Raw genomic sequence first — 18457 nt, 5'->3', positions numbered from 1 at the left:
GGGCGTGCCCGGCGCAGCGCCGCGCGCCAGCCGGGCCACCAGTCGGCGGGCAGATGATGCGGCGCGTCGACCAGGAAACCGGCGGCCCCCGCATCGGCGAATGCGCAGAGGTGCGCGCACCACCAGGCTGCCAGCGCGTCGCGCACCGCGTCGCTCCCGAGGTTCGCGTGGGCGAGGTCCAGCGCGTGCGCGGTGCCGCGCGGATCGATCAGCGCGTCGTCGTGCGTGCGCTCGACGTACCAGTCCGGATGTTCGGCGCGCAGCGGGTTGTCGCGCGCGATGCGGTCGGGCACGACTTCGAGCAGCAGGCGCAGCCCGTGGCCCTGGGCGAGCTGGGCGAGCCGCGAGAAGGTTTCGAGTGCGCTCGCACGTGTCGCGAACGATTGGGCCGGACGCCGGGAATCGGCCACGTGACGCGGAAAGCCGGCGACGCTCGCGGCCCAGAAGCCGCCGACCAGCACGTGATCGAAGCCCATGCCCGCGATGTGCGCGAATGTCTGCGGCCATGCGTCGAGCGGCCCGACGAGGCGGGCGTCGCAGAAATAGAGGTGCGGGGCGAAGGTCGGCGTGGAGTCCATGGCGTGGCGCGGAGCGGATGGCGGCAGTCGATCACGCCGGTGTGCCGCAACGCGCGTGCCCGCCCGGCGGTTTCCCGCCGGGCAAGGCGTGTGCAGGAAGCCGGCCGGTGCCGGGACTGTCGTTTTTACATGAACGCCGGGTACATGCATGCACTTACATGCGCGGTATCGAGCGGATATCCGTGCTGTCGCCGGTGCCGCGATCGTCGTCCGCGTCGGGCAGCGGCACGCCGGGGTCGTAGCGCACCACGGCGCCGTGTTCGATCCGGTGCGCGAACGGCGGCGGCGGGTCGATCTCGTCGCCGAAGCGCGCACGCACGAACGCGCGCAGCAGCGCCACGCGTGCATCGCGGGCGTGCGCGCCGCAGGTCGACGGGCCGTCGGCGAAGGTGGCGTCGCATTCGACGTCGTCGCCGTGGCGGGTGATCCTCAGATCGTCGACGCGGTCGAGCACCGCGCCGGCGTCGGCCCACGATGTCGATGGCGTGAACGGGGCATCCAGGTGCCGGAACGCGTCGCAGGCGGCCGTCACGACGACGGTCGGCGTCACGGCGGTGAAGCGCAGCGTGTCTTCGTCGTCCGCGCACAGCGCGCGGGCGCACCAGTAGTCGAGTGCCTGTCCGTCGAGGGCGTCGGTTCGCATGGGTGAGCTCCGTCCGGTCGAAACCGGCTCACCGCGCAAGCGACGTGCCCGTCGCGGGCGTCGCGCGTATGCGGGGCGATCAGTGGAGGGTGGCCGGATGCATGCCGCGCACGCTGCGATGCGTGGCCACGTCGATCAGCAGCTCGCCCGGATGGATCCGGATCCGGGGCAGCGAGAACATCGGGCACAGGGTCGGGAACGTGCGGGGCGCTGTCGGCCGTCGGCCGTCGCGTCGGCGCGTGTCGCGTGATCCCGAACGATCATCGCGCGTCGACGTCCCGGTCGCCGTCGATATGCTGCAGCAGCGCGTCGCAGCGTGCGCGTAGCGCCTGCAGTTCCGGCGAATCCGCGTCGAGCCGCACGCGTTCGCCGCTGGCCGGATCGCCGTGCGCGACCGCGATGTCGTAGATGCCTTGCGCGATCGTCGTCGATGCGTCCGCGATCTTGATCCGCTCGAGCCATCCGCATTCGGCGCGATGGCTCGCGAGCCACGCGCGCTGCGCGCCCACGAGCTGGCGGGTCGGGAGCCACGCGCCGGACCGCATGCGCGCGGCGAGCTGGCACGACACGAGATGGGAGAGCAGGTCGGTGCGGGTCACGCGAAGCTCCTTGACGCGGAATCGGGTTGACAGGTCCGTACGCAGGCGATGCTTTGCAGCGTTTCGCAGATGGCGGCAAATTCCGGTCCGCTGGTGCGCGAGAACGAAACCGAAATGTCGTCGGTGCCGGGATCGTCGTCCGACTGCTGGACGATGAACCGCTTCACGCGCACCCGGCCGGGGCCGAGCGCTTCGTGCAGCGTGCCGAGCGTCAGGCCGCCGCGTTCGGCCACGAGCCGCAGCGTGCGTTGCTGGCGCTGCGCGATGAAGCGGCGCTCGAGCGGTTTCACGCCCGCGAGGATCGCGAGCACGATCGCCGTCGCGCCGATCGACGCCATGTACATGCCGCCGCCCGTGGCAAGGCCGACACCGGCCACGGCCCACAGGCTCGCGGCGGTCGTCAGCCCGCGCACGACTTCGCCGCGCAGCAGGATCGAGCCCGCGCCGAGAAAACCGATGCCCGACACCACCTGCGCGGCGACCCGCGACGGGTCGAGCACGACGCCGTTTTGCCCGCGCACGTCTTCGAAGCCGAACGTCGACACCAGCATCACGAGCGCGGAGCCCATGCACACGAGCATGTGCGTGCGCAGCCCGGCGGCCCAATTCAGGCGTTCGCGTTCGAGCCCTATCACGCTGCCGAGCAGCGCGGCCAGCAGCAGGCGTCCGAGAAGTTCGAGGTGGCCGATCATGATGGGAAATCCTTGCGGCCCGCGCGAGGCGGCCCGGAGCGGTCAAGACTGTCGATACGGTCCATACGGTCCATACGCAACGGGACGCAAGCCGCGTGCCGGCCGGGCACGGCGCGTGCGCACAAGGTTCGCGGCGCGCGCGGCGGTCATGCGGCGCGCATTTTTTGCATCGGAATCGCAGATAAGGACAGGAGGCCACCATGCAACATCAACAGGACGCACAGGTTCGCGACCCGTATCGCGGCCATGAAATCCTCGTCTGGGCCCGGCGCGACGAACGCGGCGCGTGGCGCGACGAGGTTCAGATATATGTCGGCGGCGCGCGCGTCGAGCTGATCGTGCCGGAGCCGGCCGGCCCCGAGTGGCTGACCGAGGTCGAGGCGCTGCGCGCGGGCGTCGAACGGGGTCGGTACCTGATCGACAAGCGGGTGGACGACGACTGACCGGCTTGGCGGTTGCGGTGACGGGTGTTCATCGTTGCATGCGCGGCCCGCGTGGAAGGAACCGGTGAGCGATCCGCGCGCGCCCTTTATGTTTACCGCTACGACCCCGATCGAGACGTGCGGTCGTCCTTGCAGCGCTGCTGGATCGACGCGAGTCCTGACGATCGCATGCTGCTCGTCATGAAAATGACGCGATCAGTCGTTGCAGCAAAGGTATTCGCGCCGTCCACCCGTCCATCCTGGAAGGCGGCATGGCGACGAAGCGCAACGGAGACGACTTCGATTGGTCGTAGTAGAAAATATTGTCGTCGCCGTACTCTAGTTCCCGAGGGGCCGCATCGTTAATCGTGCGCACCGCGAAATACCGCTCCGCCAGCACATCCCCTGCCGGCCCTATCACTTGGAGTCGAATTTCGTCGCCGTCGCCAAACGAGCGACGTGCACCACATAGCTCGATTCTGTATTTCTCGCCACCGAACTCTTTCGTTCCTCCGTTAAGAGCCCGAGTATAGCTTTCGCAACCCTCGTATGATTTCCGCAATGTAAGAGACGGAATCGCCAGCGCCAAAACGAGCGCGATCACGATTAAATTTTTTCTGGTGACCTGCATATTTCACCCAGGCTTAATTTAATGGGATTTGTCAATTTAAGATATCGTAATTCTGAATATATCACAAAATCCTCTCCGCGATTATGCTTGATTCGCCAGTCGTTGTAGGTTTTGTTGAAAACAGGATAGTACACATCACACGACCTGAATTTCTTGACTAGACCTTTTCGCGTGTCGATCGGTTTATCCAGGAAATCATCGATCAGATACTTCCATTTGATCTTCGACTCAACCTCGATGGAGTTGCCAAGATTCGAATTGACGCCGCCTCGATACAGAAGCTCCCTGATTCTTCCTCCGTTCGTAATAACCATGCCATTCTTATTCCAGTGTCCCAGGTACTGGCTACTCGATGGCGACTTCTCGTCATTGAAGGAATAGCTGTCTTTTATGTACGCATAGATATGTGTTATGGATGCGGTCAAGTCGATGCAGTAGGATTTGGTTTTTTCATGATTATCGTATTTGTAATATCTGTCTCCGGAAAACTCCGCACGCCCAATGGCGGCATAGATATTGAAGTTCGCCAGAGCAGCCGTCAAATCTGTCGGTGCATACGGGAGACCTCCTGTGGTGTCGAAGCTGGACACGTTAACGAGCTGAAATTGCCATTTTCTGCAAAATTCGACGAGATTACCTTTGTCACCGACCGTCTGAAAATCGAAAGCTACCGAAGATGCGAATTTTTCTTTCACCACATGCCGCAGCATATCTCTCAACCTTGCTCTGGCATTTTCATTGTAGATATTTTTCGAGATAAGCTCGTCATACCGCTTTTGACTTTCCCAAACTTGAGGGCCCAGTCAAGGGTGACGGTGGCATTGTCAAACGGCTGGTCCGTTTTGAAGCTGTTGTCCCAAACGTGCTCGGGGCCACTGAACCATCGTCTGGCGAGCCTGGCCGCAACAGGCCACTTCATTCGTTTCATCGCCTCAGGAACATCCAGCAGGTCGAAGGGAGGGGGATGCTCGCAATCTTCGGCGTCGGCTGGCTCGGACGACTTGCGAGGCGATGCTTGCGTGGGTGGAGGCATCGTTGCTGGATCAGGCGCTTTCAGCGCCTCGGGTTTTGCTGGTTTGGACTCGGGAGGCTTGAGGGGCTTGGGTTCACCCGGAGCAAGCTTGTCCATGCAAACCCCGTGCGGTGTATTCAAGGGAACACACCCGTTGACGCCAGCGTATTCCTTCCACTTCGGCAATGAGAATGGGATCGATGATGTCTTGATTTCATAATGCGGCACTTTCTTTACGTCCGGCATAGGGCTTCTGATAGTGATCTTTGAAATGGACGGGGAAAGAATTAATCCATACCCAAAAAAATCGAGCGGCAAAAAATGAAAACAACTGTCACATCATCCTGCGTACCAGACCGGCGTAAAGAAACGGACAGCCCTCGCAGGAGACGAACGGCAGCGCATTCCTGCTGCCTCAGCGTTTCCGCTTTGACTTGCTGATAGATGCAGGCGGCTCCTGTCAGCGTGTCGGCAACGCGTATTCGTTCATCGAAACTCGTCTAGTCTACCGGGATGCGGAATCGCGGCCACCGATGTCAGGGGAAGTGATCTTGTAATAGATCGGCGAATTAATTAATCGCGTCTACTCGCGAATCGCTAATTATGTTTCTCGCATGCGTGAAATTCACGGTTTCACGGATATTCGCGTGTGGCCATTATTTGTTGGCAAAAACGCGCTGGCGTCGCTCGCAGTGAGCGTTGATCCTGACGTTGTACGCATCACGCTCTTTGTGCCTACCGCGAAGCCCGACGTGAATGCCGGACAATTGTGCGCAATTGCTGCGCCGCCCGTCGTGTAGCCCCGTTGTCAGCGCCGACAGGCCGGCCGACGCCTACGGCCGCGCGGCGATCTCGTCGAGATGCCACAGCAGATCGGCCGGATCGTCGTACACGCGCAGCGCGCCCGCGCGTTCCAGCTCGTCGCTGCCGTAACCGCCCGACAGCAGTCCGACGCCGAGCGAACGGCAGCGGCTTGCGGCGAGCATGTCCCAGATGCTGTCGCCGACCACGACGGTGTGCTCGATCGGCACGTTCAGCTGCGCGGCGGCCGTCAGGAACAGGTCGGGGTCGGGCTTCGCGTACTTGACCTGGTCGCGCGTGACCACGACGTGCTTCGCCGGATCGACGCCGAGCGCCTCGAGATTGATGGCGGCCGTTTCCATTCGTCCGCTGGTCGCGATCGCCCAGCGGATGCCCGCGGCCGACAGCGCGGCCAGCAATTCGCGCGCGCCGGGCAGCGGCCGGACCTGCGCGCGCAGCCGCTGGTACGCGGCCGCATGCAGGCGGGCAAGGCGCTCGACGCGTTCGGCGTCGAGGTTGCCCGACGTCTCCCGCAGCAGCTGATTCAGGAACAGGCCGCCGCTCATGCCGATCTTGCGGTGGATGCGCCACACCGACAGTTCGATGCCTTCGGCATCGAGCGCCTCCTTCCACGCGAGCACGTGCTGATAGACACTGTCGACGAGCGTGCCGTCGAGATCGAACAGAAATGACGTTTCAATGCGCATGTGAATCTCCTGGCTCGCCGGAGGCGAGCGAACAAGGGGCGAGCGAACGGGGCGCGAAAGCGTGCCGCACATTATCGGCGCAAGGCCGTGTCATGACCATGTCCCGCGGCCGCCCCGCGCCGCGCCGTGTCAGGCGCCGCTGGTACAATCGCGGCGATACGCCAGGCCGCGATTTCCGCGCCGCACGCGCCCCAACCCTCGTCGATCCCCAGGTATGGCAACACCGGACGCCTTCAGTTCCGAGCACTCATGGTGGGGCGTACTGGCCCTGGCCCTGACCGCCTTCATCTTCAATACCACCGAATTCGTACCGGTTGCGCTGCTCGGCTCGATCGGCGACAGCCTTCACATGCAGCCCACCGACGTCGGGCTGATGCTGACGATTTACGCATGGACCGTCGCCGTCGTGTCGTTGCCGCTGACGCTGCTCACGCGTCACGTCGAGCGGCGCAAGCTGCTGTCCTGCGCGTTGCTGGTGTTCATCGGCAGCCACGTCGTCACCGGCGTTGCGTGGAATTTTACGGTGCTGATGATCGGCCGGCTCGGCATCGCCTGCGCGCACGCGGTGTTCTGGTCGATTTCCGTTCCGCTGGCCGTGCGGATCGCGCCGCCCGACCGGAAAAGCCGCGCGCTCGGCATGCTCGCAATGGGCACGTCGATCGCGATGGTCGCCGGCATTCCGCTCGGACGCGTGATCGGTGAGACATTCGGCTGGCGTGTCACGTTCCTGATCGTCGCGGGCGCGGCGGGTATCGCGTTGCTGCTGCTGCGCGCGACGTTGCCTGCGTTGCCGAGCCAGGGCGCGGGGTCGCTCAGCAGCGTCGGCGTGTTCCTGCGCAAACCGGCACTGGTCGCGTTGTACGCGATTACGGTGCTGGTCGTGTCCGCGCATTTCACGTCGTACACGTACATCGAGCCGTTCGTTCAAAGCGTCAATCACGCGAGCAGCAGCCGGATTACCTACGTGCTGATCCTGTTCGGTGTCGCCGGGATGCCGGCCGCAATCTGCTTCAACCGCATGTTCCCGCACCGGCCGGACGACTTTCTGCTGGCTTCGATCGTCGCGCTGTCGGGATGCCTGCTGATCCTGTTCCCGTGCGCGCTGAACATCGTGACGCTGTCCGTGCATACGCTGGTATGGGGCGGCGCGATCGTCTGTTTCGGCCTGGCGATGCAGGCGTGGGTGCTGAAACTGGCACCGGAGGGGACCGATCTTGCGGTATCGATCTTCTCCGGGCTGTACAACGTCGGGATCGGCGCGGGCGCGCTTCTCGGCAACCATATCGCCGGCGATTTCGGGCTGCCGTGGATCGGCACCTTCGGCGGCGTGGTCGGTGCGTTCGCGGTCGGGATCGCGTGGCTCGCGTTGCGGCTTCACGCGAAGCGGGAGGAGGCAGGCGCGGCGCCGTGAAGCCGCGCCACGGATCGCGCGTGGCATCTCACGCCACCGAATAGCCCCCGTCGGCCACGAGCGCATGCCCCGACACATAGCTGGAATCGTCCGATGCGAGGAACGCGACGATCGTCGCCATCTCCTCGGCCGAGCCCCACCGTCCTGCCGGCGTCGATGCGGCAAATGCCTGTTGCGCGTCGTCCGACGGCCAGATGCCGCGGTGATGGAACGGCGTTTCGATCAGCCCCGGGCACAGCGCATTGACGCGCACGCCGTGCTTGAACCACTCGATCGACGCCGTCTTCGTCATCCCGATCACCGCGTGCTTGCTCGCGATATAGACCGACGCATTCTCGAATCCGATCAGCCCGCCCATCGACGCATTGTTGATGATGCTGCCCGACCCCTGGCGCAGCATGATCTCGGCCGCGTACTTCATCGAGTTGAAGACGCCGCGCACGTTCGGCTCGAACACCTTGTCGAAACGCTCGGCATTCTGCTCGAGCAGCGGCGCGAATACGCCTTCCGTGCCGGCGTTGTTGAACGCGATGTCGAGGCGATCGTAGGTCGCTACCGTGAAATCGAAGAGCTTGCGCAGATCGTCTTCGTTCGCGACGTCGGCGGCAAATGCGCGGGCGTCGCCGCCGGCCGTCACGATCTCGTCGACCAGTCGATCGAGTTCGGCCTTGCGCCGGGCGCTGACGACGACTTTCGCGCCGCGTCGCGCGAGTTCGATCGCCGACGCACGGCCGATGCCGGAACTGGCGCCCGTCACCACGGCGACGCGGTTTGCGAGTGGGGCGGTTTGCGTGCTTGCGTTCATGATGTGTTGCTCCTGAGGGGTTGATCATCCACGTCAATGCGACGTCTGGTGCTCATTGTGGTCGCTCGGTTGCCGCAATAAAATGGAACAATCTCGCATTCAGAATTCCTGATTTCGGAATTAAACGCGTCGCTCAGGGAACGTCAGAAGGGTTCGCCATGCTCAATCGACTCGATCTCCTCAAGATTTTTGCAGTGGCGGCCGCGGCACCCACGTTCCGCGAGGCGGCGGCGCGTCTCGGCGTGTCGCCGCAGGTCGTGACGCGCGCGGTGCGCGAACTGGAGGAGATGCTCGGCGAAACGCTGTTTCACCGGACGACCCGCAGCATCCGGATCACCGCGTTCGGGCAGTCGTTCGCGCGCGACGCGAAGGCGGCGCTGTCTACCGTCGACGGGCTGTTCGGGCCGGCGGCCGGGCAGGCCGACGAACCCGCCGGTATCGTCAGGGTCACGGCGCCGTCAGGCATGGGGCGTCGTTACGTCCAGCCGATCCTGATCGACCTGATGCAGCGGTATCCGGACCTCGTGCCCGACCTGCGGCTGTCGGATGCGCCGTCGCCGGTGGTCGACGAGCAGATCGACATCGGCGTGCGTGTCGGCGCAATCGGCGACAACCGCTTCGTCGCACGCATGGTCGGGCCGTTGCCGATGTGGGTCGTGGGGGCACCGTCGCTGATCATGCGGATGGGCGAGCCGAAAAGCCGCAAGGAACTCGCGGCGATGCCGGTGACCTGCCTGATCGACCGCGCGAACGGACGGCCGTGGCCATGGGTGTTTCGCGGCGAGCAGCAATTCGTTCCGTCATCGCCGGCCTATCTGACGGACGACACCGAAGTGGAGATCGAGGCCGTGTGCGCGGGGATCGGGTTCGGTCAGTGCTCGGAGTACCTGGTCAGGCCGCACGTCCAGAAGGGGCGCCTGGTGCGCCTGTTGCCGAGCATCGAACCCGAGCCGTGGAAACTGCACGTGTATCGGCCGCGGCGCGGCCCGATGCCGCGGCGTATCCGGGTGGTGTACGACGAACTGGTGGCGAAGCTCGCGCACGCAACGTCGCGCGCGTAGGCGATGCGTCCGCATGGTCCGGCAGCCCGCCCGCTCATGGCGGGGGCAACACGCCTGTCCGGTTTCGCGTCAAACCGGCAACAACGATCCGAATTGTTTCCGTCCAGTCGATCGAGTTTCCAAAGATTGGGTTTTTGCGGTCATTTGCTCAAACCATTGGCGACAAGGCGACGGGCGACCGGAAAACCGCCATCTCCCAATATGTGGCCGCGTGCCGCAAAGATTGAAACGGGGAAACGAACGTCATTAATCTGCGTACGCGCACAAGGCTGATCGACGTGCGTCGTTCACAACAATCGGGAGACGAAGATGCAGCGCACAAATCATTTAGGAATATTGATGATATGCCTTGCGGCGGCAGCGATCGGCCTGTCCGCATGCGGAGGCGACGATGTCGGTTCGTCGCCGGGAACGAGCACGTCGGCGACGGGAACGGGAGCGACCTCGACGACGGGCGGCAGCACGACCACGACGGACACGTCGCCGACTGCACTGCAGCAGATCGCGGTGAATCCGCCGCCGATGGGCTGGTCGTCATGGAACAGCCTCGAAGAAAACGTCAGCTTCGATACGATCAAGGCGCAGGCGGACGGGCTGGCTGCGCTGAATGCGAACCTCGCGACGGGCAACAAGTACCAGTACGTGAATATCGACGAAGGCTGGTGGACGTCGAGAAAGCGCGACGCGAACGGTGATTTCATCCTCAACGTCGACATGAACGGCAATCCCACCAACCAGTGGCCGGGCGGGATGAAGGCGATGGCCGACTACATTCACGGCAAGGGATTAAAGGCCGGCATCTATATCGATTCCGGGCCGCAGGGCTGCGGCAACACGAACGGCACGCATTTCGTCGGCAGCGATTATGCGCACTACGATCACGATTTCCTGCAGTTCGCGCAATGGGGCTATGACTTCGTCAAGGTCGACTGGTGCGGCGGCCGTGCGGCCGGATACGATCCGCAGCAAGCCTATACGGCGATCTCGCAGGCGATCCAGAAAGCCTATGTCGCCACCGGCAAGCGGCTGGTGCTGAACATGTGCGACTGGGGCACGCTCGGCCAAAGCGGCTATCCCGACTACAACCTCGGGCCGTGGGACTGGGGCGCGGGCATCGCGACGTCATGGCGCACGACGGGCGACATCTACGGGCCGGGGAGCGGCGTGCCGAAGTTCGGCTCGGTGCTCGGCAACTTCAACGGCAACTATCACCCCGAAGGCCAGCACACCGGTTATTACAACGATCCGGACATGATGGTGGCCGGCATGGGCATGACGGCGGCGAACGATCTTGCGCACGTGAACCTGTGGGCCATCGCCGGCGCGCCGATGATACTTGGCAACGACCTGTCGAAGTCGCTGTCGAGCGAGACGGTGAGCCTCCTCACCAATCCCGAGCTGATCGCGATCGACCAGGACATGCTGGGCCTGCAGGGCTTGAAGGTCGCCGACGCCAACGGGCAGCAGGTGTGGGCGAAGCTGCTGGCCGGCGCAGGCAAACGCGCGGTTCTGCTGTTCAACAACGGTACGGCGGCAAGCGACATGACGGTCACGTGGCAGCAACTGGGTTTCGCCGCCGGCACCTCGGCCGTCGTCCGCGACGTCTGGGCGCACAAGGATCTCGGTGCGGCCACCGGTTCCTATACGGTCGCGAGTGTGCCGGCCGGCGGCACAGTGATGCTCGTGCTGAGCGGCACGGATCTGCCGTCGACCACCTACCTGCCGGGCACCCTGTCGGGCGGCGCGACCATTGCGGACTGCGCGGCGTGTGCAAGCGGCAGAAAGGTGACGGGGCTGGGTGCGGTGACGTTCAATGACGTGAGCTCGCAAACGGCGGGCGGTTATGTGCAGATTGCGTACCTGAACACCGGGACGGAAACCGTCGAGGCACAGCTCGGTGCGAACGGCGGCAACGGCACGACACTCGCGTTTCCGCCTACGGGCAAGGCCGTCGGCACGGTGACGGTCTTCGTCGACCTGCAGTCCGGGCAGAACACGTTGACGTTGTCGAGCCTCGGTGGCACGACGGCGGCCCCCGACGTCACGTCGATCGCCGTGGTGGCCGGCCCGGTGAAGGTTCCGCCGCCACCGCCGCTGGCCTACGAGGCCGAGGCAGCCGGCAACACGCTCGGCGGTGCGGCACGCGTGTCGTCATGCGGCGCGTGCTCGGGCGGGCAGGACGTCGGCTATGTCGGCAACGGTGACGGGACCAGCAACGGCACGCTGACGATCAACGGCATCTCGGTGGCGGCGGACGGCACCTATAGCGTCGCGATCGCCTACGTGAACGGCGATTCGGCGCCGCGCAGCGCGCAGCTCAGCTTCGACGGCGCGGCCCCCGTGTCCGTGTCGTTCCCGTCGACAGGCGGATGGGGGAACGTGTCGACGCTGACGGTAACGGGCGCGTTCCGGCAGGGCAGCGCCAACACGCTGAAGTTTGCCAATCCGACGGGCTGGGCACCCGATATCGACGGCATCGGCGCGCCGGCCAAGCAATGACGGGCGCGTGGCGCGGCTTCCCGGTCGAGGGCGGTCGCGCCATGCATCGACGGGCACGTTGCAAGCCGACATATTGCGGCATCATCATGGTGCCGCCGCACCCGCACGCGGTGCCCGACATTCGACTGGAGACCCTGCATGCCGATACCCCGGATTGAAACCCGCGACGCGATGGGCGAACCCGATGTGGTCTATCTCAACCCGGCGCACGTGCTGTGGATGTCGCTGCCGACTGCCGCGCACCGGCGGCCGGGCGGCACGGCCATCCGCGTGGACGACCGCGTGAAGGGCGGCTCGTTGCTGATGGCCGACAATCCGCCGGCTGCGCAACTGTTGCAGGATCTCGGCCCGTTCGTGACGGTGACGCTGGCAAACCCGTCGTCCGACTATCCGGACGGTCTCGTGCATGTCCGCGCGCATGCGATCGTCAAGATCGCGACGGACGACCACGACAAGCCGCTGGCCGCTCGCACGTTCGGCTGGGTCCATGTTCAGGATGGCTCGGCTTTCAAGGTCGACGATTACACCGGCGTGGCCGCGCAATGGCAGGCGACGGTCGCGGCCGCATCATGAACCTTTCCGTCTCCGAGATCACGCCGGAAGAACTCCGGCTGTTCGGCGACATCGTCGCCCGCCTGGAAGAGCTGGGGCCGGTCGTCGACGTGAGGAGGGTCGTGCTGCCCGAGATCACCCGGCTGATGCGCGCGGATTTCGCCGCGTCGTTCGAGTGCGACGCGCAAACCGGGCTCTGGCGCAACGGATTCTCGTACAACCTCGACCCGTCGCAGATCGCGCGGTACGAAGCGTGGTTCCAGCATATCGACCCGGTTACGTCGCAACTGTGCGCGCGCCGCGTGGCGACCTGCGTCGACGAGGTGATGAGTCGCCGCGAGCTGGAACGCACCGCGTTCTACGGCGACTTCCTGAGCCGCGAGGGCATGCATCACGGGATCAACGTCTATGCGTTCGATGGCGCGACGCACGTCGGCGACCTGCGCATCTGGCGTGCGCAGGGCCGGCCCGACTTCACGGAGCGCGACAAGCTGCTGCTGGACGGCATCGAGCCGTTTTTCCGACGTGCGCTGCTGAGGCGGCGTCATGCGTGTACCGGGCTGACCGAACGCGAGAGCGACGTCGCGCGGCTCGTCGCCGCCGGCTACACCGACAAGGACGTCGCGCGCACGCTCGGCATCGGACTGGCGACGGTCCGCACGCATCTGCGGCGCGTGATGGCGAAGAAGGGCGTCGCCAACCGCGCGAGCCTGGCCGCCGCGCTGGCGTGACCGGCGGCGCGGCCGTCGGCCGGGGTCATCCATTGTGATGATGGGCGTCAAAATCGGCACGCCCTACCTTGTGGCGATCCCCCGTGACGAGGAACGACGACGATGCCCACCCTGGGAACCCTGACGCTCACCGAAGCCCGGAACGCGATCCTGCGCCGGGAGTTTTCCTGTGTCGAGTACGCATACGCGCTGATCGAGCGGCACGCACGCTGGCGCTACCTGAACGGTTTCACGTGCGTCGACGATGCGCGGCTGCTCGCCGAAGCGGCCCGCTGCGACCGCGACCTCGCGACGTCGGCCACCCCGCACGCGCTGCTGGGACTGCCGATCGCGATCAAGGACAACATCGACACCGCCTGCCTGCCGACCGGCAACGGCACGCTCGCGCTGCATAACCGCGTGCCGCCGCAGCACGCGCCGGTGGTGGCGCGGCTGCTCGCGCACGGGGCGCTGATCGCGGGCAAGGCCAACCTGCACGAGCTGGCATTCGGCGTGTCGGGCAACAACCGCGTCACCGGCGCGGTACGCAACCCGTACGATTTCAACCGGATTCCGGGCGGCAGCAGCAGCGGCTCGGGCGCGCTGGTCGGCGCGGGCGTGGTGCCCGCCGCGCTCGGCACGGACACCGGCGGCTCGGTGCGGATTCCGGCCGCGTTGTGCGGTGCCGTCGGCCTGCGGCCGACCGTGGGGCGCTACCCGTCGGGCGGCGTGGCGCCGATTTCGCGCACGCGCGACACCGTCGGCCCGATCGCGCGGTCGGTCGAGGACATCGCGCTGCTCGACGCGATTCTCGCCGGCGCCGCCGCGCCGCTGTCGCCCCCTGTGCGCAGCGTGACGCGCCCCGTGCGTCTCGCGATTCCGCGCACGACGTTCTGGCGCGGCCTCGCGCCGGACGTCGACGCGGTCGCGAATGCCGCGGTGGCGAAGCTGGAGCAGGCGGGATTCGAATGTGTCGACCTCGACCTGAACGACTATCCGGGGTTCTTCGACGACGAGCCGGCCGTCATCGCGATGTACGAATTCCGTTCGTCGATGCACGCGTACCTGGTCGAGAACGGCTACGACCTGACGGTCGACGACATCGTCGCGAACGTGGGGAGCCCGGACGTCGCGAAGATCGCCCGCCATGTCACCGGCCCCGACGGGATCGGCGAAGCGGCCTACCTCACCGCGCTCGACCGGCGGACGCGTTCGCGTGCCGCGTATCGGCAGTGCCTCGCCGACAGCGGTGCCGACGCGCTGGTCTTTCCGACGACGATCGCCACCGCGTGCCCGATCCCGGCGGGCGACACGATGATGCTCAACGGCGAAACCGCTTCGGTGTTCTCGACCTACATCCGCAATACCGAGCCGGGTAGCAATGCCGGCGTGCCGGGCATGACCGTCCCGGCCGGCCTGACGGCGGACGGGCTGCCGGTCGGCCTCGCACTCGACGGCGCGGCCGGCACCGATCGCGAACTCATCGCGGTCGCGCTGGAGGTCGAGCGGGTGCTCGGGCGACTGCCGGCGCCGGACGACGGGTTCGGGGTTGGGGGCAGGTTGGGCGGTTATCCGGGCTGACGCCGCGCCGCCACGTCGCCATGTTGCCATGTTGCCGCGCTGCGCCGCGCCGTGGACGTGGCGGCGGCTGAATCGTCGAAGCCGGCGGCGCTCGCCGCGAAGCTGGCCGGCATGCACGACCGGCGGTTTCCCGTGACGCCGAACGGCCGTGGATCGGCATCTTGGGCGGCGGGGTCGGCGCGGTCGGGATCGTGTGGCTCACGTTGCGGCAGCACGAGAGGCGGGCGGGAGCGCGGGCGCCATCGCCGCACGCAGTATCAATGCGCGCCGGCGTTCGTGATTCCCGCTGCATCGAGCTGCCTGAGCTTCGCGTACAGCGTGGTGCGCGAGATGCCCAGTTGCCGCGCAGCGGCCGACACATTGCCGTCGTGCTCGTCGACCGCCCGGCGGATCGCGTCGAGCGACTGCTCGTGCAGGCTGGCCTGCGGGCTGGCGGCCGGCGCCGTGCCGCACGCGTCGGCGGCGTCTGCCAGCACATCGGATTGCCGCCGCGTCGCCGCCCGATCGAGCGGTGCGCGCACGGCCCGCACCCAGATGTGGCTGCCGTCGTCGCGCGCGATCCGCTGCGGCGTACGCGCCGGTGTCAGCAAACGACGCTGCTGCGCGGGCGTCGCGCCGGGAAAGAGTTGCCGGAGATCGTGCGGTTCGACCGGCCCGGCCGGCGCGAGCTCGAGCATCTGCCGCGCGAGCCGGCTCGCCGCGCGCACGCGGCCCGCCTCGTCGAGCGCGACGACGCCCGCGAGCGGCGTGCCGAGCCAGCGCGGATCGTACTGCACCTGCAGCAGATGGCAGTCGCGCAGCATCGCATACAGCCGCTGCTCGGCGGACAGCGCCGCATGCCGGAACTGTTCGCGCAACTGCACGACATTGCGCCGGCCGACGCCGGTGATGTCCAGCGCGCCGATCACTTCCCCGTCGAAACCGACCAGCGGCACCGCGAGACAGAACACGCGCGAGAATTCGTCGAGATAGTGCTGGGCGCCCGCGACGACCGCCTCGGTGCCGTCGTGAATCACGCAGCTCGGCGCGGTCGTGCCGATGTTCGGCTCGACGATCCGGCGCCCGGCGACGATCGGCGTCAGCAGCGTGTCGTCGCAATGCGGGCTGCGCCGCGCGTGGACGATCGTGCCGCGCGGATTGACGCAGAAGATCGTCCACTCGCTGCCGCCGAACGCGGCCCACAGCTGCTCGATTTCCGGCGCGACGCAGCGGGTCAGCCGGCGGTCCGCGCGCGATTCGTCGAGTTCGCGTTGCATTTCGTAGCGGGCGGTTTGCCACGGCCGGAGCCCGGCGTCGCGCGAACGCAGCCACGAGCGCGCGACGCCGGCCGGCAACGCCGTTTCCGGCAGCGGTTCGCCCGCCGCGAAGCGGGCGCGGAGCCGGTCGAGGTCGACCGGCCGTGCAGGGGATTCGGGGGCTGCATTCACGCTGCGCTCCAGTTGGGTCGAAGGTTCGGGCCGGACGTGCCGGCCCGCGTGTCGCGCGAATGCGTAATATAGCCCGGCGCCCGCGGCGCGGTATTTTCGCGGCGGCTACGCCGCCGCACGAGGCCCATGCGGCCCCCGGTCGAGATTTACCCCGCGACCGGGGGCGTGTCGCCGCTCAATGCGGCAAACGCAGGATCGGCTTGAGCGTGATGCCGCGGCTGCTGTCCTCCGCGGCCTGGTTGATCTGTTCGAGCGGGTAGAACTTCACCAGCCGGTCGAACGGAAACCGCCCCTGAAGATGCAGCTGGACGAGCTGAGGAATGAACGTCTGCGGCACGCTGTCGCCTTCGACGATGCCGCGGATCGAACGGCCGCCGAGCAGCAGGTTGTTGACGTCGAATTCCGCCTTCGTCCCGAGCTTCGGCGCGCCGACCACGCCCATCGTGCCGCGCGAGCCGAGCGCTTCGATTCCCTGCGACAGCACGGCGGGCAGCCCGGTCGATTCGAGCGCGTAGTCGACGCCGCCGCCGGTGATCTGGCGAATCGCGTCGACGACATCGACTTCCTTGCTGTTGATCGTGTGCGTCGCGCCGAGCTCCAGCGCCAGCGCGAGCCGCGACGGCACGATGTCGACGGCGATGATGGTCGTCGCGCCGGCGACGCGCGCGGCCATCACGGCGCTCATGCCGACCGCGCCCGCGCCGAAGCTTGCGAAACTGCTGCCCGGGTGCACCGCGAGTGAATTGATCACCGCGCCGGCGCCGGTCTGGATCCCGCAGCCGAGCGGCCCGAGCAGCTCGAGCGGCGCTTCCGGCGGCACCTTGATCGCGTTGTTCTCGCGCGCGAGCGCATAGCTGGCGAACGACGACTGCGCGAAGAAATGATCGTGCAGCGGTTGCCCGTGTTCGTCGCGGATCGCGGTCTGTCCGTCGGCGTCGGCGCCGCCGAAATTCAGCCCGAAGAACTGCCGGCAATATGCGCCGTGACCGCCGACACAGGACGGGCAGTGGCCGCACGCGCCATAGGTGAGCACCACGTGATCGCCCACGGCGAGCGTCTTCACGTTCGGGCCGACTGCCTCGACCACGCCGGCGCCCTCGTGACCGAGCACGGCCGGCAGCGGTACCGGGTAGTACTGGTCGCGCACGATCAGGTCGGTGTGGCACAGGCCCGTCGCGACGACGCGCACCCGCACCTCGTCGCCGCGCGGCGCGCGCAGGCGGGCGGATTCGATCGAGAAGGGTGCGCCGGCCGCGCGCGCGACGGCCGCGGTGACGACGCGGGTATCGTTTTCGGTGTACATGTTCGGTCTCCTTGTCAAATCGGATACAGCGGCGCGTCACCCTTGATCGTCAGCCACTGCCACTGCGTGAACTCCTCCCAGTTTGCCGCGCCGCCGATGCTCGAGCCGTTGCCCGATGCGCCGACGCCGCCGAACGGGTTGATCACTTCGTCGTTGACCGTCTGGTCGTTGATGTGGAGCAGCCCGGTGTTCAGGCGCTCGCCGATCCGGAGTGCCCGGCCGATGTCGGCGGACAGGATCGCCGTCGACAGCCCGTATTCGGTGCGGTTCGCGAGCGCGATGGCGTCCTCGTCCGTATCGAACGGCACGACGACCGCGACCGGCCCGAAAATCTCCTCGTCGAACGCCGGGTTGCCCGGCGCGACGCCGCTCAGCACGGTCGGCTCGAAGAACAGGTCGCGATGGCCGCCGCCCGTCTCGACACGCGCGCCCGCGCGACGGGCCGCGTCCACCAGGCTCGCCGCATGGTCGAGCTGTGCGGCATTGATCAGCGGCCCGAGGCCGACGTCCGCGCTCGCGGGATCGCCGACGCGCAGGCTTCGCGCCTTCTCGACGAGCTTCGCGACGAAGCGGTCGTGAATGCTGCGCTGCACGAGCACGCGGCCGGTCGCCATGCAGATCTGGCCTTGATGCAGATACGCCCCCCACGCGGTATTGGCGACGGCGCGCTCGAGGTCGGCGTCGTCGAGCACGATCAGCGAATTCTTGCCGCCGAGTTCGAGCGAGACCTTCTTCAGGTGGCGGCCGGCGGCTTCGCCGACCTTGCGCCCCGCCGCGGTCGAACCGGTGAACTGGATCATCGCGATGTGCGGATCGGCAACCAGTGCGGCGCCGGCCGCGCCGTCGCCGGGCAGCACGTGCAGCACGCCTTCCGGCAGGCCGGCGAGCTCGAACACGCGGGCGATCGCGACGCCGCCGCACACGGCGGTACGCGGATCGGGCTTCAGCACGACCGCGTTGCCGAGCGCGAGCGCGGGCGCGACCGCGCGCATCGCGAGGTACAGCGGGAAGTTGAACGGCGAG

Annotated in this window: 19 protein-coding genes and 2 pseudogenes; 8 read left to right on the top strand and 13 right to left on the bottom strand. The window is 66.6% G+C overall.

Annotated features, from left to right (window positions below; genetic code table 11):
• The 5 genes and pseudogenes from L810_RS27255 to L810_RS27240 all read right to left on the bottom strand — a co-directional run.
• A pseudogene (locus L810_RS27255) lies at positions 1-578 on the bottom strand (DUF3416 domain-containing protein); the annotation flags it as partial.
• 154 nt (positions 579-732) lie between these two features.
• A complete protein-coding gene (locus tag L810_RS27250; RefSeq protein ID WP_021161540.1) occupies positions 733-1221 on the bottom strand; it encodes a phage protein NinX family protein in 489 nt (162 codons plus the stop codon).
• A gap of 28 nt (positions 1222-1249) precedes the next feature.
• Positions 1250-1444, bottom strand: a pseudogene (locus tag L810_RS49790) (endonuclease/exonuclease/phosphatase family protein); the annotation flags it as partial.
• A gap of 37 nt (positions 1445-1481) precedes the next feature.
• Positions 1482-1820 carry a hypothetical protein gene (locus L810_RS27245; RefSeq protein ID WP_021161539.1) on the bottom strand — a complete coding sequence of 113 codons (339 nt, stop codon included), beginning with the start codon at positions 1818-1820 and terminating at the stop codon, positions 1482-1484.
• Entirely contained in the window at positions 1817-2512 is a 696-nt protein-coding gene (locus L810_RS27240) for an MgtC/SapB family protein (protein ID WP_021161538.1), read from the bottom strand. Before L810_RS27240 ends, L810_RS27245 begins: the two co-directional genes overlap by 4 nt.
• Positions 2513-2712: 200 nt before the next feature.
• Here L810_RS27240 and L810_RS27235 point away from each other — a divergent pair, with 200 nt between their 5' ends.
• Positions 2713-2955, top strand: a complete 243-nt coding sequence (locus L810_RS27235) for a DUF6566 family protein (protein WP_021161537.1) — start codon at positions 2713-2715, stop codon at positions 2953-2955.
• Positions 2956-3133: 178 nt separating this feature from the next.
• Here the strand turns inward: L810_RS27235 and L810_RS47555 are convergent, their stop codons facing one another.
• Genes L810_RS47555 through L810_RS49250 form a run of 3 tightly spaced genes read right to left on the bottom strand, consistent with a single transcriptional unit; the run spans position 3134 to position 4823 of the window.
• Complete coding sequence (locus L810_RS47555; RefSeq protein WP_060156544.1) at positions 3134-3538, bottom strand: hypothetical protein; 405 nt, start codon at positions 3536-3538, stop codon at positions 3134-3136.
• 2 nt (positions 3539-3540) lie between these two features.
• Positions 3541-4311, bottom strand: coding sequence for a DUF6402 family protein (locus tag L810_RS49255; protein WP_257008993.1), 771 nt, complete (start codon positions 4309-4311; stop codon positions 3541-3543).
• Complete coding sequence (locus L810_RS49250; protein ID WP_257008992.1) at positions 4281-4823, bottom strand: DUF6402 family protein; 543 nt, start codon at positions 4821-4823, stop codon at positions 4281-4283. Before L810_RS49250 ends, L810_RS49255 begins: the two co-directional genes overlap by 31 nt.
• 368 nt (positions 4824-5191) lie before the next feature.
• Here L810_RS49250 and L810_RS47550 point away from each other — a divergent pair, with 368 nt between their 5' ends.
• A complete protein-coding gene (locus L810_RS47550; protein ID WP_021161535.1) occupies positions 5192-5377 on the top strand; it encodes a hypothetical protein in 186 nt (61 codons plus the stop codon).
• 33 nt (positions 5378-5410) lie between these two features.
• Here the strand turns inward: L810_RS47550 and L810_RS27220 are convergent, their stop codons facing one another.
• Positions 5411-6085 (bottom strand): HAD family hydrolase, encoded by a 675-nt coding sequence (locus L810_RS27220; RefSeq protein WP_021161534.1) that lies wholly within the window; start codon positions 6083-6085, stop codon positions 5411-5413.
• Between the two features lie 214 nt (positions 6086-6299).
• On the opposite strand from L810_RS27220, the gene L810_RS27215 reads away from it, so the two are divergent.
• A complete protein-coding gene (locus L810_RS27215; RefSeq protein WP_021161533.1) occupies positions 6300-7496 on the top strand; it encodes a sugar transporter in 1197 nt (398 codons plus the stop codon).
• A gap of 28 nt (positions 7497-7524) precedes the next feature.
• On the opposite strand, the gene L810_RS27210 is transcribed toward L810_RS27215, so the two are convergent.
• The gene (locus L810_RS27210; protein WP_021161532.1) at positions 7525-8301 is read right to left on the bottom strand and encodes an SDR family NAD(P)-dependent oxidoreductase; all 777 of its coding nucleotides are present in this window, start codon (positions 8299-8301) and stop codon (positions 7525-7527) included.
• Positions 8302-8459: 158 nt separating this feature from the next.
• Between L810_RS27210 and L810_RS27205 the strand changes: the two genes are divergently transcribed.
• The 5 genes from L810_RS27205 to iaaH all read left to right on the top strand — a co-directional run bounded on the left by L810_RS27205 (position 8460) and on the right by iaaH (position 14704).
• On the top strand, positions 8460-9362 hold the full coding sequence (locus tag L810_RS27205) for a LysR family transcriptional regulator (RefSeq protein ID WP_042976388.1): 903 nt from the start codon (positions 8460-8462) through the stop codon (positions 9360-9362).
• 339 nt (positions 9363-9701) lie between these two features.
• Positions 9702-11861: an alpha-galactosidase D gene (locus tag L810_RS27200; RefSeq protein WP_021161530.1), complete on the top strand. Its 2160-nt coding sequence runs from the start codon at positions 9702-9704 to the stop codon at positions 11859-11861.
• 138 nt (positions 11862-11999) lie between these two features.
• Positions 12000-12434 (top strand): hypothetical protein, encoded by a 435-nt coding sequence (locus L810_RS27195; RefSeq protein ID WP_155632194.1) that lies wholly within the window; start codon positions 12000-12002, stop codon positions 12432-12434.
• Positions 12431-13144, top strand: coding sequence for a helix-turn-helix transcriptional regulator (locus L810_RS27190; RefSeq protein ID WP_021161527.1), 714 nt, complete (start codon positions 12431-12433; stop codon positions 13142-13144). Before L810_RS27195 ends, L810_RS27190 begins: the two co-directional genes overlap by 4 nt.
• A 102-nt stretch (positions 13145-13246) precedes the next feature.
• Positions 13247-14704, top strand: coding sequence for an indoleacetamide hydrolase (iaaH, locus tag L810_RS27185; protein ID WP_021161526.1), 1458 nt, complete (start codon positions 13247-13249; stop codon positions 14702-14704).
• A 257-nt stretch (positions 14705-14961) separates the two neighbouring features.
• On the opposite strand, the gene L810_RS27180 is transcribed toward iaaH, so the two are convergent.
• The 3 genes from L810_RS27180 to L810_RS27170 all read right to left on the bottom strand — a co-directional run.
• A complete protein-coding gene (locus L810_RS27180) occupies positions 14962-16131 on the bottom strand; it encodes a helix-turn-helix domain-containing protein (RefSeq protein WP_021161524.1) in 1170 nt (389 codons plus the stop codon).
• Positions 16132-16306: 175 nt separating this feature from the next.
• Positions 16307-17434, bottom strand: a complete 1128-nt coding sequence (locus L810_RS27175) for an NAD(P)-dependent alcohol dehydrogenase (protein ID WP_021161523.1) — start codon at positions 17432-17434, stop codon at positions 16307-16309.
• A 14-nt stretch (positions 17435-17448) separates the two neighbouring features.
• Positions 17449-18457 (bottom strand): aldehyde dehydrogenase family protein (locus L810_RS27170; RefSeq protein WP_042976385.1); only part of this gene is annotated, 1009 nt, incomplete at its 5' end.

Source organism: Burkholderia sp. AU4i, from assembly GCF_000466765.1.
In the GTDB taxonomy this organism is placed as follows: Bacteria; Pseudomonadota; Gammaproteobacteria; order Burkholderiales; family Burkholderiaceae; genus Burkholderia; species Burkholderia cepacia.
Note: the sequence above shows the minus strand (reverse complement) of the source record. Positions and strands in the feature narration are given on the sequence as shown.

Coding starts and splice junctions, on each gene's coding strand:
- L810_RS27235 (WP_021161537.1), top strand. CDS start 2,713: ATGCAACATCAACAGGACGCACAGGTTCGCGACCCGTATCGCGGCCAT.
- L810_RS49250 (WP_257008992.1), bottom strand. CDS start 4,823: ATGCCGGACGTAAAGAAAGTGCCGCATTATGAAATCAAGACATCATCG.
- L810_RS27205 (WP_042976388.1), top strand. CDS start 8,460: ATGCTCAATCGACTCGATCTCCTCAAGATTTTTGCAGTGGCGGCCGCG.
- L810_RS27175 (WP_021161523.1), bottom strand. CDS start 17,434: ATGTACACCGAAAACGATACCCGCGTCGTCACCGCGGCCGTCGCGCGC.
- L810_RS27200 (WP_021161530.1), top strand. CDS start 9,702: ATGATATGCCTTGCGGCGGCAGCGATCGGCCTGTCCGCATGCGGAGGC.
- iaaH (WP_021161526.1), top strand. CDS start 13,247: ATGCCCACCCTGGGAACCCTGACGCTCACCGAAGCCCGGAACGCGATC.
- L810_RS27240 (WP_021161538.1), bottom strand. CDS start 2,512: ATGATCGGCCACCTCGAACTTCTCGGACGCCTGCTGCTGGCCGCGCTG.
- L810_RS47550 (WP_021161535.1), top strand. CDS start 5,192: ATGCGTGAAATTCACGGTTTCACGGATATTCGCGTGTGGCCATTATTT.
- L810_RS27215 (WP_021161533.1), top strand. CDS start 6,300: ATGGCAACACCGGACGCCTTCAGTTCCGAGCACTCATGGTGGGGCGTA.
- L810_RS27250 (WP_021161540.1), bottom strand. CDS start 1,221: ATGCGAACCGACGCCCTCGACGGACAGGCACTCGACTACTGGTGCGCC.
- L810_RS27220 (WP_021161534.1), bottom strand. CDS start 6,085: ATGCGCATTGAAACGTCATTTCTGTTCGATCTCGACGGCACGCTCGTC.
- L810_RS27190 (WP_021161527.1), top strand. CDS start 12,431: ATGAACCTTTCCGTCTCCGAGATCACGCCGGAAGAACTCCGGCTGTTC.
- L810_RS27210 (WP_021161532.1), bottom strand. CDS start 8,301: ATGAACGCAAGCACGCAAACCGCCCCACTCGCAAACCGCGTCGCCGTG.
- L810_RS27195 (WP_155632194.1), top strand. CDS start 12,000: ATGCCGATACCCCGGATTGAAACCCGCGACGCGATGGGCGAACCCGAT.